General features: G+C 60.9%; 12 protein-coding genes. 5 read left to right on the top strand and 7 right to left on the bottom strand.

The window, feature by feature from the left end:
- Together QQ992_RS10800 and QQ992_RS10795 are read right to left on the bottom strand one after the other, a co-directional pair.
- Positions 1-882, bottom strand: a complete 882-nt coding sequence (locus tag QQ992_RS10800; RefSeq protein WP_286113348.1) for a polysaccharide deacetylase family protein — start codon at positions 880-882, stop codon at positions 1-3.
- A 72-nt stretch (positions 883-954) separates the two neighbouring features.
- Positions 955-2,316: an amidase gene (locus tag QQ992_RS10795; protein WP_286113347.1), complete on the bottom strand. Its 1,362-nt coding sequence runs from the start codon at positions 2,314-2,316 to the stop codon at positions 955-957.
- 301 nt (positions 2,317-2,617) lie between these two features.
- On the opposite strand from QQ992_RS10795, the gene QQ992_RS10790 reads away from it, so the two are divergent.
- Positions 2,618-3,622, top strand: coding sequence for a GntR family transcriptional regulator (locus QQ992_RS10790; RefSeq protein WP_286113346.1), 1,005 nt, complete (start codon positions 2,618-2,620; stop codon positions 3,620-3,622).
- Positions 3,623-3,664: 42 nt separating this feature from the next.
- Here the strand turns inward: QQ992_RS10790 and QQ992_RS10785 are convergent, their stop codons facing one another.
- Positions 3,665-4,561, bottom strand: a complete 897-nt coding sequence (locus QQ992_RS10785) for a LysR family transcriptional regulator (protein ID WP_286113345.1) — start codon at positions 4,559-4,561, stop codon at positions 3,665-3,667.
- Between the two features lie 92 nt (positions 4,562-4,653).
- Here QQ992_RS10785 and QQ992_RS10780 point away from each other — a divergent pair, with 92 nt between their 5' ends.
- A complete protein-coding gene (locus QQ992_RS10780) occupies positions 4,654-5,664 on the top strand; it encodes an aldo/keto reductase (protein WP_286113344.1) in 1,011 nt (336 codons plus the stop codon).
- A gap of 63 nt (positions 5,665-5,727) precedes the next feature.
- Here the strand turns inward: QQ992_RS10780 and QQ992_RS10775 are convergent, their stop codons facing one another.
- Positions 5,728-6,618, bottom strand: coding sequence for a LysR family transcriptional regulator (locus QQ992_RS10775; RefSeq protein WP_105948561.1), 891 nt, complete (start codon positions 6,616-6,618; stop codon positions 5,728-5,730).
- A 111-nt stretch (positions 6,619-6,729) separates the two neighbouring features.
- Between QQ992_RS10775 and QQ992_RS10770 the strand changes: the two genes are divergently transcribed.
- Together QQ992_RS10770 and ppnN are read left to right on the top strand one after the other, a co-directional pair.
- A complete protein-coding gene (locus QQ992_RS10770; RefSeq protein WP_286113343.1) occupies positions 6,730-7,791 on the top strand; it encodes a YeiH family protein in 1,062 nt (353 codons plus the stop codon).
- Between the two features lie 148 nt (positions 7,792-7,939).
- The gene (gene ppnN / locus QQ992_RS10765) at positions 7,940-9,313 is read left to right on the top strand and encodes a nucleotide 5'-monophosphate nucleosidase PpnN (protein WP_286113342.1); all 1,374 of its coding nucleotides are present in this window, start codon (positions 7,940-7,942) and stop codon (positions 9,311-9,313) included.
- A 39-nt stretch (positions 9,314-9,352) separates the two neighbouring features.
- On the opposite strand, the gene QQ992_RS10760 is transcribed toward ppnN, so the two are convergent.
- Both QQ992_RS10760 and QQ992_RS10755 read right to left on the bottom strand, forming a co-directional pair.
- Entirely contained in the window at positions 9,353-10,498 is a 1,146-nt protein-coding gene (locus QQ992_RS10760) for a GGDEF domain-containing protein (protein ID WP_286113341.1), read from the bottom strand.
- 186 nt (positions 10,499-10,684) lie between these two features.
- Positions 10,685-11,593 carry a LysR substrate-binding domain-containing protein gene (locus QQ992_RS10755; RefSeq protein ID WP_286113340.1) on the bottom strand — a complete coding sequence of 303 codons (909 nt, stop codon included), beginning with the start codon at positions 11,591-11,593 and terminating at the stop codon, positions 10,685-10,687.
- 100 nt (positions 11,594-11,693) lie between these two features.
- Here QQ992_RS10755 and QQ992_RS10750 point away from each other — a divergent pair, with 100 nt between their 5' ends.
- A complete protein-coding gene (locus tag QQ992_RS10750; RefSeq protein WP_286113339.1) occupies positions 11,694-12,659 on the top strand; it encodes a DMT family transporter in 966 nt (321 codons plus the stop codon).
- A 14-nt stretch (positions 12,660-12,673) separates the two neighbouring features.
- On the opposite strand, the gene pssA is transcribed toward QQ992_RS10750, so the two are convergent.
- Positions 12,674-14,002 (bottom strand): CDP-diacylglycerol--serine O-phosphatidyltransferase, encoded by a 1,329-nt coding sequence (gene pssA, locus QQ992_RS10745; protein WP_286113338.1) that lies wholly within the window; start codon positions 14,000-14,002, stop codon positions 12,674-12,676.
- Between the last annotated feature and the right edge of the window lie 86 nt (positions 14,003-14,088).

Genomic DNA, 14,088 nt, shown 5'->3' with positions numbered 1-14,088 from the left:
TTAACGCGTGCGCGGGTGACGCCGGATGAAGTCGTCAGCGATTTCATCCATGGTGACGAACTTCACGCCGGCATGGCTTTGCATGTGCTCGATCAAACGCTCCAACATCAGCAACACTTGAGGGCGGCCAGAAACATCGGGGTGGATGGTGATCGGGAAAACCGCGTAGTCATTTTCGCGGTACACCCAGTCAAACTGATCGCGCCACATCTCTTCCAGGTGCCGAGGGTTTACGAAGCCGTGGCTGTTGGGTGATTTCTTGATGAACATCATCGGCGGCAAGTCATCGAGGTACCAGTTGGCCGGGATTTCAACCAGGTCGGTCTCTTCACCACGCACCAATGGTTTCATCCACGTGTCCGGGTGCTGGCTGTAGTCAATCTTTGTCCAGCTGTCCTTGACCCGAACGTAATAAGGATGGAAGTCGTTGTGCATCAAACTGTGGTCGTACTTGATACCCTTCTTCAACAGCAATTCGTTGGTGACATTGCTGAACTCCCACCATGGCGCCACATAACCGGTGGGTCGCTTGCCAGCCAGCCGGGTGATGATTTCGATCGACTTGTCCAGAACGGCTTCTTCCTGCTCCGGGGTCATCGCAATCGGGTTTTCATGGCTATAACCATGAATGCCAATTTCATGGCCGGCCTGCGCCACCGCTTTCATTTGTTCGGGGAAGGTTTCTACCGAGTGTCCCGGGATGAACCAGGTTGTCCGCAGGTCGTACTTTTCAAAAAGTTTGAGCAGGCGTGGCGCGCCCACTTCACCGGCAAAAAGACCACGGGAAATATCGTCTGGCGAATCCTCCCCGCCATAGGAACCGAGCCAACCCGCTACCGCATCGACATCCACGCCAATGGATACAAGAATTTCTTTCGCCATTCTCTAAACCTCGTCGCTATTCATGTAGTTGTTCAATTAATTGCAGGCATGCACCGCCCGCGCTTCGAGCATTTACCGTTCAACGCCTCGAACATGGGGCTCGATGGTCAAGGCAGCACGCAGTAACCGCACGTCATCGCCACTGAAGCTGGAAACAAGCAGGCTGGTAGGCATCCCCGCCTCCCCCGTCCCGCTTGGCATCGCAACGCTTGGCATGTCCAGCATGCTGCCCGGCATGGTCAACCGAAGCGTTGCCAGGTTGGTGAGCGCAAACAGCTTCGCGTCCTGTTCCAGGGGCGCGAGCAGGGGCGCTACGTGCGCCACGGTTGGGGTGATGAGGAATGCACCGTCCAACTCACGTGCAATCTGTTGTTTCAATGCATCAGCGGCTTGATACAGGCGAACCTGCTGGCTCGCCGGGAACGCTCGGGCAGCCTCCAGCCGCTGGCGCACACGAGGATCGAGCTGCTCGGCATCCGGGCTATCCAGAAGCCCCTGGTGCAGGGCAAAGGCCTCTGCGCTGCCAAGCCAACCGATGTGCTCGATGGCATCCAGCGCTTGCCTGAATGCCATCACTTGTTTGTACTCGACCACCGCACCTGCCGATGCCAGGCGAGCAACTGCCGCAAGCAGGTTGGCCTTGACCTCTGGTTGAATGCGCGGATCGTCGAGCAGCTCACTATCGACACACAGTCTCAACCCGGCGACAGGCAATCCTGGCGTGTCCAATGGCAGGCCACGCGGATCGCCAAGCAACAGGTTGTCGACAGCGATGACATCACGAACGCTGTTGGTAATTGGTCCTAGGGCGTCCAGTGAGCTTGCAAGTGGCGTGACACCCACGAACGAATATCGCTTGCCACTGCTTCGATAACCCACCAGGCCATTGAAGGCCGCCGGCACACGTATCGAGCCTGCGGTGTCAGTAGACATCGCGATAGGCACAACACCCTGCGCGACAGCGATAGCGGAGCCCGATGACGATCCCCCGGGAGCGCGCATCTGGCCGTTCGAATCAAGGCGCCCAGGGGTGCCGAAATGAGGATTGAGCCCCAGGCCCGAGTAGGCCAGTTCGCTCAGGTTGGTTTTGCCGATGCTTACCAGGCCGCCACGGCTCAGTGCCGTTGCCAGCGCGCAATCGCACATGGCAGGCGGGTTGGACAGGCGTACTTTCGCACCGGCAGTCGTTACGCAGCCAGCCAGGTCGTAGAGGTCTTTCCAGGCTAGCGGAACGCCATCGAACAGGGACAAGGGTTGCCCTGCTTGCCAACGTTTCTGGGCGGCAGCCGCTTCACGCCGCGCTCGCTCTTCACTCATGCAAATGAACGCAGCAGGTACCCCCTGTGACGCCTGCAGTGCGTCCTCAAGGGCCCTGAGCGGGTCGGACGTTCCATCGGCAAATTTCCGGGCCATGGCGTGGGCATCGGTAAACATGATCAGCCTCTAAAATGTACATTTTATAAATACATACATTTGCAAAAGCATCGACCGTGCCAAGTCTTTAAACGCAGATTGCGGAAAATCATCGAAGCGCTCTGCCACTAGGGCGACAGGCGCAAGCAACCGGTCAGACGCTCGCCTGGCTCGTAAAATGTATGTTTATTAAAATGATCCATTTTGGGATTTTTGGTAACAGCCTGCCCCAAAATCGACCGCGCAGCTGTTACCGGCGCGCGATCACATCTCGCCTCACTTATGAGAAACTTACCCGTCACGCTTGATGAGAACAGCCTTGATGTCAGCGACACAGCCAATGGAAGAGCGTACGGCCTCACGCTACGAGACAATCCGCAATACACTGCGCGAAGCGATCCTCGGCGGGCAGGCGATTCCCGGGCTGGTTCTGGTAGAAGGGCCTTTGGCGGAGCTGTTCGGCACAAGCCGTGTGCCTGTGCGCCAGGCACTCAACCTTCTCCACGACGAAGGCCTGATCCGTCGCTTTGATGGACGGGGCTTTCTGATCGACCCCGAGGGCACCTGCGAGGCCCCGCTTCGGGTGCCCCTGACGCGCAAGCTGCTTGGCCTCGAACCTCAGGAAGACCTTATCGATTATCGCCCGCTGGGTGAGCGTATCTACGACCACCTTGCCGAGACGGTTATCCGCTTCATGGTGTTCGGCCATTACCGCATCGATGAGCAGAGTGCAGCGCAAGAACTGAACGTCAGCAGAAACGTTGTCCGGGAAGCACTGATGCGGCTGCGTGACAAGGGCCTGGTGGAAAAAGAGCCGTACGCCCAATGGCTGGCCGGGCCATTGACGGCCCAGGCAGTAAAGCAGGACTACGAGTTGCGCATACTGCTGGAGCCCGACGCCTTGCGACAGGGCATCGAGCATGTGCCTCGCAGCGAACTTGAAAGCATGTTGAAGCGCATCATCACGGCCCAGGAGGCAGGTCGACACGTCCAGCGGGCCGACATTGAGCAGCTTGAACAGGACCTGCATGTAACCTGCATTGCCGGGGTGAGCAATACCCGAATGGCAGCCGTGATTCGCCAGTGCCAGATCCCCATGAACGTCGGGCGAGTACTGCACGAAGCACTGCACACCAGCAATGACGAAGCGATGCTGATTGAACACCGCTTGATCTTTGAAGCCTTGCTCTACGGAACGGTAGAGTCAGCCTGTTCTTGCCTGCGCGACCACATTCTGAAAGCTCGCGAGCGAACCCTTCAACGCCTCAAGGTGCTCTCCGTGCTGCCCGAGCCACAAGTACCCGGTTACCTCCAGCGCATGGCATGACCGGGATGGAGGTGCATGAAGCCTGCGTCTTTCTCTTCGCCGTCAGGGCTGCGGCAGGCGTGCAAACTCGATCAATGCCTGCAGCGGTGGCGGTACGTGACGCCGACTGGGGTAGTAGATGAAGAACTTTTCAGGGAGGGCCTTCCAGCCACTCAGAAGCTCTACCAGATGCCCTTGAGCGATATGTTCCCTTGCCATCGCCTCATACACGTAGGCAATTCCAGCACCGTCCTTCGCGGCCTGGATCATCAACGTGTCATCCTCAAGTATCAACGGCCCCGAGACTGCCAGGCGAATCGGCTGTCCCTCAGCCAGGTACTCCCACTTGTATAGTTTCCCGCTGGGAAAGCGCCTGCCAATGCACGCGTGCTCAAGCAGCATCTGGGGTGTTTCCGGTGTTCCGCGACTCAAGAGATAGCGAGGAGAAGCGACGGTGACGAATGCCTGGGGGGATCCGACCGGGACAGCAATCATGTCCCCAGCGAGGCTTTCGCCGAAACGCACACCCGCATCGAAGCCCTTGTCCACGATGTCGCTCAACCCATCGTCAGTCACCAACTCCACGTTGACACGTGGGTAGGCAGCCGTAAATGGCGCAAGTAATGGCGCGATGACGAGGCGAGCAGCAGGTCGCGATACGTTCAATCGCAATGTGCCCGTGGGGATTTCCTGCCTGGAGGTCAGCTGATGCAAGGCTTCAGCGACGTCGGCCAAAGCGGGAATCAACGTGGCCAGCAATTGGTTGCCTGCTTCGGTAGGGGTCACGCTACGCGTGGTGCGGTTGAGGAGCCTTACACCCAGCTTGCCCTCCAATGTACGCATTGCATGGCTCAGCGCCGAAGCGGATACCCCACGCTCGTCCGCTGCTTTTCGAAAACTTTGGTGGCGAGCCACAGCGGCAAACGCGTCCAGATCGGATAAGTCGCAAGGATTTTTCATGAAAAAAATTCAGCAGCTCAAACACAATTACCCATCTTATCGTTGCCAATCACTGGAAGGATACTTTGCTGATTCATCGACGTGAGGTTTCCATGCAAAAGAATCGGTTAGGTACATCCGACTTGCTGATTTCACCAATCGGAATGGGCACTTGGGCCATTGCAGGGCAAGGGTGGGAGTACAGCTGGGGGGCTCAGGATGACGGCGATAGCCTCGCTGCCCTGGAGTTGGCGGTAGAGCGAGGCGTGAACTGGATCGACACAGCAGCAGTATACGGACTTGGCCATGCCGAGACGCTGACTGGGAAATTGCTGCGCCAGATACCCCCATCGCGTCGCCCGCTTGTCTTTACCAAGGGCAGCCTGGTGTGGGATTCGACGACCCGTGAGATCTCCCATTCACTCTCCCCCCAGTCATTGATGACAGAAATCGAGGACAGCCTGCGTCGCTTACAGGTAGAGGTAATCGACCTCTATCAGATTCACTGGCCCGCTTTTCCTGCAGATGGGGATAGCGGGGGCATCGAGGATGCTGTCGCAGCGTTGGCCCAGGCGAAGGCACAGGGCAAAATCAGGGCAATTGGAGTATCGAACTTCGATGTCATACAGCTTGAGCGAGCGCGATCAGTCACTGATATCGCCTCCCTTCAACCGCCCTACTCCGCACTCATGCGCGATGTAGAGACGAAAATCCTGCCTTATTGTGCAGCGTCGCAGGTAGGTGTCATTGCTTACTCAACGTTGCAATCTGGCCTATTGACGGGAAGCATGAGCCGCGAGCGAATTGCACAACTGCCCGATGACGACTGGCGAAAAACGCGCAGCGCGGATTTCCAGGAACCTCGCCTGAGCAAGAACCTCGCTTTGGTAGAAGTCATGGCAGATATCGGTGCCAGGCACGGGGTCGGTGCGGCGGCTGTAGCGATCGCTTGGGTTCTGCGCAACCCAGCGGTATCCGGAGCTATCGTAGGCGCACGCCGCCCCAGCCAAGTGGATGGTTTGTTAGACGCCACCAGGGTTTATCTCAGCGAGGCTGAAATACAAGAAATAGCCCCCTATCTACCTCAAGGCATGGGTACCAACGTACCCACCAGTGTGGCTTGATCGAATGTCGGCAGCCCTCTAACGCCGGGATGAGAATGTTGTTGCCGCTATGAAGCCTGTATTTCAGTTGAGTTGATGTTGCCTGCCAACACACAACTCAAGAAACCGTGCGGCCGCCCGTGACGGGGTAGCCGCATGCGGCACCAGAATGGAAAACCGACGTACCAGCGCCTGCGGCGTAACCTGCAGCCGGTGCAGCGCCCCATCTTCATGGCGAATGGACATCGCCGACACAAAGCCAACCCCCATCCCGGCCCGCACCGCCTCCTTCACCCCTTCCACCCCGGCAATCTCCAGCGCCACGCGCATCGCCACACCCTCACGGGCAAACGCCCGCTCGACGATTTGCCGCACACCCGAGCCGCTTTCGCGCAGCACCAATGGGCAGGCTCCCAGTGACGCCAGGGTCTGCTGATCACTGTCAGCCAAGGGGTGACCACGTGGCACGATGGCCACGATCTCGTCCTCACGCCATGCCGTCACTTCCGTGCCCAGCGGCAGCTCCTGTCCCGGCGGGCCTTCGATCAGGGCGATATCGACACTGTCCAGGGCGGCAACAATTTCCGCCGTGTTGCCATGTGAAGTGGTAACCAGCACGTCTGGATAGCGCCCGTGGAAGTCGGCAATCAAGTAAGGCAGCAGATAGCTGGCCGGCGTGGTGCTGGCACCGATGCGCAAGGTCCCGCGCTCCAGCCCGCGCATGGCTTCACGCAGCGCCTGGGCTTGGCGAAAGGTTTCGCGCAGGCGCTCGGCATGAGCCAGCAGTTGCTCGCCAGCCGCCGTCAGCCGCACACCACGGCCGGCACGTTGATAGAGCGGCTCGCCAAACGCCTCCTGCAACAGCTTGAGCTGGCCGGACACCGCCGGCTGCGACAGATGCAGGGCCTGGGCCGCATGGCTGATGTTGCCATGCTCGGCAACGGTGGCGAACGTTATCAGCTGTTCTGGGGTCATGAATGAAAAATATCAGCTATTCGGATATTTGCCATCCTAAATTACGATTTTTTATAAGCTTATAACCAGATTAACGTAGGCCTTGTCGAAACACCTTTCCGGAGGACTCACATGGCCACGGTTCCGTCCAACCCTGCTTTTGCACCTACCCTCTCTACCCGAGGGCGGCTCAATGGCATCCTGTTCGTCGCGTTGTTCGCGCTCGCGGTCACTCAGCTGGCCGCCATGCCCGCCATCGCCAACCTGGGCATCAGCCCGCTGATCGTCGGTATTGTCGCCGGTGCGCTGTATGGCAACGCGCTGCGTGACGGCGTACCGGCTAGCTGGGCGGCGGGTATCAACTTTTCTGCGCGCGGCCTGTTGCGCATCGCCGTGGCCTTCTTCGGCCTGCGCGTCAGCCTGCAGGAGATCGCCGAAGTCGGCTGGTCGGGGCTGATCGTGTCGCTGCTGGTGGTATCCAGCACGCTGCTGATCGGCCTGTGGTGCGGCATGAAACTGTTCAAGCTGGACCGCGATACCGCCTTGCTGACGGCCGCCGGTAGCGCCATCTGCGGCGCCGCTGCGGTGCTGGCCTTCGAATCGGCACTGCGCAGTGCCCCGCACAAGAGCGCCATGGCAGTCGGTAGCGTGGTGCTGTTCGGCACCTTGTCGATGTTCCTGTACCCGCTGGCCATCAACGCCGGCTGGTTGCACCTCGACACGATGGGTGCCGGGTTGTTCCTGGGCGGCACTATTCATGAAGTGGCCCAGGTAGTTGGCGCCGCCAGTAACGTAAGCCCTGAAGCCACCCATATCGCAACCATCGTCAAGATGACCCGGGTAATGTTGCTGGTGCCGGTACTGTTGGTGGTAGGCCTGTGGATCAGCCGTTCGCGCAAAGCCGGCCAGGCGCAGGGCAATGGGCGTATCGCCATGCCTTGGTTCGCCTTCGGCTTCCTCGCTCTGGTACTGGTGAATTCGTTGCAGGTGCTGCCTGGTAGCGTGACCCAGGCGGTGAACAGCCTGGACACCTTTGCCCTGACCATGGCCATGACGGCACTGGGGATGGAAACCCGCTTCAGCCAGATCCGCCAGGCTGGGCCAAAGGCGCTGGCGACCGGGGCGATTCTCAACCTGTGGCTGGTCGGGGGTGGTTTGACGATTACACTCGGCGTGCAGAAGCTGTTGGGCTGACTTGAGGCCGGGTTGGCTTCTTCGCGGGTAAAAACGCGAAGAAGCCAACCCGGCCTCAAGCTTTTTCACCAGCCCTCTCGTTGCCGCCCACATTTCTCGGTATGGTGTTGTCAAAGAAGGATGTTTTACCCGCACAGGAAAGACTTAGATGCCTCAACGCAATGTCATCAATGCATCCGTCAGCCCCAAAGGCAGCCTGGAAACGCTGTCACAACGTGAAGTGCAGCAACTGAGTGAAGTCGGTACCGGTAGCCTTTACACCCTGTTCCGCCAGTGCGCCCTGGCCATCCTCAACACCGGCGCCCATGTCGACAATGCCAAGACCATCCTCGAGGCCTACAAGGACTTCGAGGTGAAAATCCACCAACAGGACCGCGGTGTCCGCCTGGAGCTCCTGAATGCCCCGGCCGACGCCTTCGTCGATGGCGAAATGATCGCCAGCACCCGTGAAATGCTGTTCAGCGCCCTGCGCGATATCGTCTACACCGAAAGCGAACTGGCCAGCCAGCGCATCGACCTGGAAAGCTCCCAGGGCATCACCGACTACGTTTTCCACCTGCTGCGCAACGCGCGCACCCTGCGCCCGGGCGTGGAGCCGAAAATGGTGGTGTGCTGGGGCGGCCACTCGATCAGCACCGAGGAATACCAGTACACCAAGAAGGTCGGCCACGAGCTTGGCCTGCGTAAACTGGACGTGTGCACCGGCTGCGGCCCTGGCGTGATGAAGGGGCCGATGAAGGGCGCCACCATCGCCCACGCCAAGCAGCGCATGCACGGCAGCCGTTACCTGGGCCTGACCGAACCGGGCATCATCGCCGCCGAAGCGCCCAACCCTATCGTCAATGAACTGGTGATCCTGCCAGACATCGAGAAGCGCCTGGAAGCCTTCGTACGTGTCGGCCACGGCATCATCATCTTCCCAGGCGGTGCCGGCACGGCTGAGGAGTTCCTGTACCTGCTGGGCATCCTCATGCACCCGGACAACCACGACCTGCCGTTCCCGGTGGTACTCACCGGCCCGCGCAGTGCCGAGCCTTACCTGCAGCAGTTGCACGCCTTCGTCGGTGCCACCCTGGGCGAGGCAGCGCACCGCTTGTACGAAATCATCATCGACGACCCGGCGGAAGTTGCCCGGCACATGGTCGAAGGGCTCAAAGAGGTCAAGCAGTTCCGCCGCGAGCGCAACGACGCCTTCCACTTCAACTGGCTGCTGAAGATCGAGGAGAGCTTCCAGCGCCCGTTCGACCCGACCCACCAGGCCATGGCCGAGCTGGACCTGCGCCGCGAGCTGCCGCCCCATGAACTGGCAGCCAACCTGCGCCGGGCGTTTTCCGGCATTGTCGCCGGCAACGTCAAGGACAAGGGCATCCGCCTGATCGAGGAACACGGGCCGTATCAGATCCACGGCGACAGCGCCGTACTGGACCCACTGGGCCGGCTGTTGCAGGCCTTCGTCGATCAGCACCGGATGAAGCTGCCTGGCGGCGCAGCGTATGTGCCGTGCTACCAGGTGGTGAGCTGATAGCCCATACCAACGGGGCCGCTTGGCGGCCCCAATGGTCTATTGGCTAAGGTCTGCCATCGGCCGCTCTACAAACCGGATACTGTCCCGCCCACTGCGTTTGGACTGGTACAACGCCACATCCCCCTGCTCGATCAACGCCGCCAGGCTGGCTGGAGGCTGGTCGAACAGGTTGGCACCGATACTCAAGGTGACGGCCTGCGGTGTAGGCACGGTCTTGCTGGCGTACTGCTGGAACTGTTCACGCAACAGCTCACCCAACTCCATGACCCGCTCACTGCTCGCCCCGCACAGCAAGATGACGAACTCATCACCGCCCAAACGCGCTGCCAGCGAGCGCTCGGGCAGCACTGTGCGAATGAGTTCGCTCAGGGCAATCAGCAAGCGATCACCCGCGATATGCCCATGCAGGTCGTTGACCAGCTTGAAGTTGTCGATGTCGATCAGCAGCAAGGCCCCGGGTTGAGCCGGGCTCACTTCCTTGAAGAAATGCCCGGCCCGCACTTCCAGCGCGCGGCGGTTATAGAGCGCAGTCAACGGGTCGCGCGCGGCCAGCCGGGCAATCCGCTCCTCGCGTCGATAACGCACGGTGCCGGTCATCGACAAGGCAATCAGCATGATCGCCATCGCCCCCTCGACCAGGGAAATCTGAATGATCAGCCCGCCAAAGGTGGCCAGGTCAATCAAGGTGCCCGGCGTGATCGCAATGACCGCCTTGGCCACGTAGAACAGCCCGTGGAGCAGCAACACATAGCGCAGCTGTACCGCCCCCACGCTCAGCGACTTGCCGTGCGGCCGCAACAGGAAGCTGGCCTTCAACGTCAGCGCGGCCACCAGCAGCGAGTTGACCATCAACATCACCTTCGACCACTGCGGCCCCACGGGCAGCAAAAGCAAGGCGAACCACACGACCACAACCAATAACCAGGCCCGCGACAAACGGTCTTGGGTAAAACGCAACACGCCCATCAGGAAAAACCAGTGCGCAACCACCAGCAAGCCATTGGCGAACCAGATGCCGATGAACAGCAAGCCGATCCCACGTAGCAAGGCCAGAACACAGCCGACAGTAATGGTGGCAAAACCTGCACTCCAGAACAGCAAAGAGGTTTCGCGGACGCTGCGCCACTCAATCGCCAGGTACAACGCAGCTGCTGCTGCCAGGGCGACCGAGATGGTCAGCATCGTGGGTGGATCTAGCGCCATATACGCATTGGCCTATCTGGTTAACGAAGAAAAGGCCCGATTGTATGCGCTCGTGATGACTTTTCAGAGGGGCCTTGCACGGTTGCCTGCAAATGATAGCCCAGCCCCTGTCGATGGCCGCGCCCAAGTAATATCATATTGGCATCAAGCCACCGTGCGCACCACTCAAATCGCTGCACGCTCGCCCGCTTCAAGCCCGGAGAGAAAACTTACCAGTTGCCGCCCGTGGGAACTCAGGCGCTCCCAGTCACGGAAACACAAGCGAAGCTCAAGGGTGGCCCAGCTTTCGGCCAAGGCTACCCGGCGCACAGGCAGCTCTTGCTCGGCGCGTACGGCGGCGGTTTCAGGCAGCATGGCGACACCAGCACGCTGCGCGACCAACTGGGCAATCGCTTCGAAACTCGGTGCACGCACCCGTACCTTGAGGGGCATGGCCAGCTTCATCGCCATTTCCTCGACAAAACGCTGCATCGGCCGCTCACCCGGCAGGCAGATGAACGCAAAGCCCAAGGCATCGACCAGGCGTAACTGCTCGCGCCCGGCCAGTGGGTGGCTGTTGGGCACCAGCATCACCAGCCGCTCGGTGCGAAACGGCAACGACACCACCCCCTCACTGTTCAGGATGCCGTCATACACACCGATCTCGCACTCGTTGGCAATCACCACCCGCAGCACGTCCACGCTCTTGTGCTCCACCAGTTGCAGGTCGACTTCCGGGTAGTCCGCCAGAAACGGCCCCAACACGGCGGGCAGCAACGTGCTGTTGGTAACGGTGGACGCCGCCAGGCGCAACGTGATTCGGCGCTCACCCGAAAGTTCTTTCAAGGTGCCTTGCAGTTTCTGCGCTTCGGCAAGTACACCGCGTGCCCCCTCAAGCACCAACCGCCCGGAAGGCGTCAGTTGCATGCCGCCGGCGTTGCGGATGAACAGCGCCAGCCCGCAGCGCTCTTCCAGCAGCCGTAAACGATTACTGGCGGCCGACACAGCCACCGGGAACGTCGCAGCCGCCTTGCTCAGGCTGCCCGTGGCAGCGATGGCAAGCAGCAGGCGCAGATCCGTCAGGTCGAACGGCATAGCCTTCTCCAGAAACGAACACCGTGTTCGATAAAAAGCGATTCTAGCGCGTGCGCCTTCTGTTCAGAATAACCCTGTCATTTTCTGCCGCGAGCCCCCCATGAACGCATTACGCAGCCTGATCCAGCGCCAGTTGCAAAGTGGTGCCCTCTACGCCGTGCTGGCGGCACTGGGTTTCAGCTTCAAGGCCATCTTCGTCAAACTCGCCTATGCGGCGGGCCACGTGGACGCCATCAGCTTGCTGGCAATGCGCATGGGGCTGTCGCTGCCGCTGTTTGCCTGGCTGGTATGGGCCAGCCGCACTCAAGGCAACGCGCCACTCAACCTGGGTGACGGGTTACGGGTCGCCGTGCTTGGGCTGCTCGGCTACTACCTGGCCAGCCTTTTCGATTTCTATGGCTTGCAGTACATCAGTGCCGGGCTGGAACGGCTGATCCTGTTCACTTACCCGACACTGGTGCTGGTGTTCCAGGCCATCGCCCTGCGTGAGCGACCAAGCCTGCGCACCTTGTCGGCCATGGGCCTCTGCTACCTGGGGCTTGGCATCGCCTTTGTCCATGACGTCAGCGTCGCCGGGGCTGGCAGCCAGGTGGTGCTGGGCTCGCTGTGGGTGTTCGCCAGTGCGGTGACCTACGCGCTCTACTACTCGGGCACCGGGATGATGCTCAAGCGTATGGGCTCGATGCGCCTGGCCGGGCTGTGCGGCACTGCGTCTTCACTCATGGTGCTGACGCATTACCTGCTGGTGGCACCGGTCGGGCAGTTGTGGCAGTTGCCGGGCGCGGTGTGGGCCAATGCCGGGTTGATGGCCGTGTTTTCCACGGTGTTGCCAATCTACTGGGTGGCGCTGGCGATCCAGCGGCTGGGGCCTACCCATACGGCAGCGGTGGGCAACCTCGGGCCTGTGCTGACAGTACTGGCGTCGTGGGCGATTCTGAGTGAAGACATTTCGCTGTATCAGGTCGTCGGGCTGGCGGTGGTGCTGTTTGCGGTGTCGCAGCTCAAGCCTCGGAGCAAGAAGCAGGCCGAGGCAGCCTCGGCCGAGAAGGCCAAAGCTGCGGCCTGACGCCCCAGCAAACCTCAGAGCACACGCTTGATCAACGGCTCCAGCCGGCTGAAGCGCAGCCGGCGCAGAAACTTGCGTACTTCCTTGGGATGTTCGGCCTTCACCCCCAGCGCCGCTGCAGAGCCGATTTTTGGCGCGTACCGGCGCAGTTCGTTCAACTCCGCAGCCCGTGGCGCCAGCCACTGCCCCTGCGGGTCATCGATGAGCAGGCCGTTCTCAAGGTCCAGGTTGAACCCGCGCGGGTTCAGGTTGTTGCCGGTCAGCAGCGAATAGCGCTGGTCGACCCACACGCCCTTGGCGTGGAAGGTATGCCCGGGATCGTTCCAGATCCGCACTTCCAGCTGGCCACGGGTAATGGCCGCGTGGCGGCGCCGGGCGAAGGCTCGCAGGTTGTCTTCATACAGATAAGGCAAAGCGCCACTGGCACTGAACGGCTCACCGGGGGCGATGTAGAAGTCGTTGGCCGTGCGGTCTCCCACGATCAGCTCAACATGCACGCCCCGCTCCAGCGCATGATCGAGCTCGCGCATCACCACCCGTGGCGGGTTGAAATACGGCGTGCTGATGATGATGTGCGTGCGCGCCGACGCCAGCAGGGCACACAGCGCCCGGTTCAACGGGTTGCCACGGCCCACGCCCAACAGTGGCACCACCCGCAACCCCTCCCCAGGCACGGCGGCCGGTGCCTCGTACGCCATGCGCCGCAACCGCGCACGCAAGCGCCGGATGTCGCTGCGCAGGCTACGGGTGGCGGGGGGTGCGGGCAAGTCGAGGCGCGGTGTGGCGGTGTGGTGCAGCAGGCGCCCTACCAGGCCGACCATGGCGTCGGCCAGCGCCGGCGACTGGAACAGGTGATAGCGGTCCAGGCGATAACGGTCGAAGCGGTGCAGGTACACGTTGTTCAGGCTGGCGCCGGTGTAGATCACACAGTCGTCGATGATGCTGCCCTTCAGGTGCAACACACCAAACAGCTCACGGGTCTGCACTGGCACCCCGTGAATGACGATATCCAGCCCGCGCAACTGGCGCTGGGCCTGGTACCAGGCGGCGTTACCCGGCTGGCGACCGGCCCCGAGCAGGCCACGGCGGGCACGGAACCAGTCGACCACGATGGTAATTTCCAGGCCCGGCCGCTCGGCCTTGGCCTGGTACAAGGCATCCAGCACTTCCTGGCCAGCCTCGTCTTCCTGCAAGTACAACGCAACGATGACGATGCGCCGGGTTGCAGCGCGGATGCGCTCGAACAGGCAGGCGCGGTAGGCCTTGGCATCGGGCAGCACCTGGATCGACTCGGGCGACATGGCGTAGCCTGGCAATGCCGCCAGCATGGATTCGGGGTTCACGAACGATCACCTTCTCTGTGCAATCACTGTCGGCCCTGCCAGCCGGCGGGGCCATTCCTGGTCGCTGCGCCGGGGGTGTAAGATCG

It is taken from the genome of Pseudomonas kurunegalensis, from assembly GCF_030291635.1.
Taxonomy (GTDB): domain Bacteria; phylum Pseudomonadota; class Gammaproteobacteria; order Pseudomonadales; family Pseudomonadaceae; genus Aquipseudomonas; species Aquipseudomonas monteilii.
The sequence above is the reverse complement of the archived record's forward strand: the minus strand, read 5'-3'. Positions and strand labels throughout refer to the sequence as shown.

Excerpts from the sequence above, each read along its gene's own strand:
- QQ992_RS10750 (WP_286113339.1), top strand. The coding sequence starts at position 11,694 with ATGAACGCATTACGCAGCCTGATCCAGCGCCAGTTGCAAAGTGGTGCC.
- QQ992_RS10770 (WP_286113343.1), top strand. The coding sequence starts at position 6,730 with ATGGCCACGGTTCCGTCCAACCCTGCTTTTGCACCTACCCTCTCTACC.
- QQ992_RS10780 (WP_286113344.1), top strand. The coding sequence starts at position 4,654 with ATGCAAAAGAATCGGTTAGGTACATCCGACTTGCTGATTTCACCAATC.
- QQ992_RS10755 (WP_286113340.1), bottom strand. The coding sequence starts at position 11,593 with ATGCCGTTCGACCTGACGGATCTGCGCCTGCTGCTTGCCATCGCTGCC.
- QQ992_RS10795 (WP_286113347.1), bottom strand. The coding sequence starts at position 2,316 with ATGTTTACCGATGCCCACGCCATGGCCCGGAAATTTGCCGATGGAACG.
- QQ992_RS10760 (WP_286113341.1), bottom strand. The coding sequence starts at position 10,498 with ATGCTGACCATCTCGGTCGCCCTGGCAGCAGCAGCTGCGTTGTACCTG.
- QQ992_RS10790 (WP_286113346.1), top strand. The coding sequence starts at position 2,618 with ATGTCAGCGACACAGCCAATGGAAGAGCGTACGGCCTCACGCTACGAG.
- QQ992_RS10775 (WP_105948561.1), bottom strand. The coding sequence starts at position 6,618 with ATGACCCCAGAACAGCTGATAACGTTCGCCACCGTTGCCGAGCATGGC.
- ppnN (WP_286113342.1), top strand. The coding sequence starts at position 7,940 with ATGCCTCAACGCAATGTCATCAATGCATCCGTCAGCCCCAAAGGCAGC.
- QQ992_RS10785 (WP_286113345.1), bottom strand. The coding sequence starts at position 4,561 with ATGAAAAATCCTTGCGACTTATCCGATCTGGACGCGTTTGCCGCTGTG.
- QQ992_RS10800 (WP_286113348.1), bottom strand. The coding sequence starts at position 882 with ATGGCGAAAGAAATTCTTGTATCCATTGGCGTGGATGTCGATGCGGTA.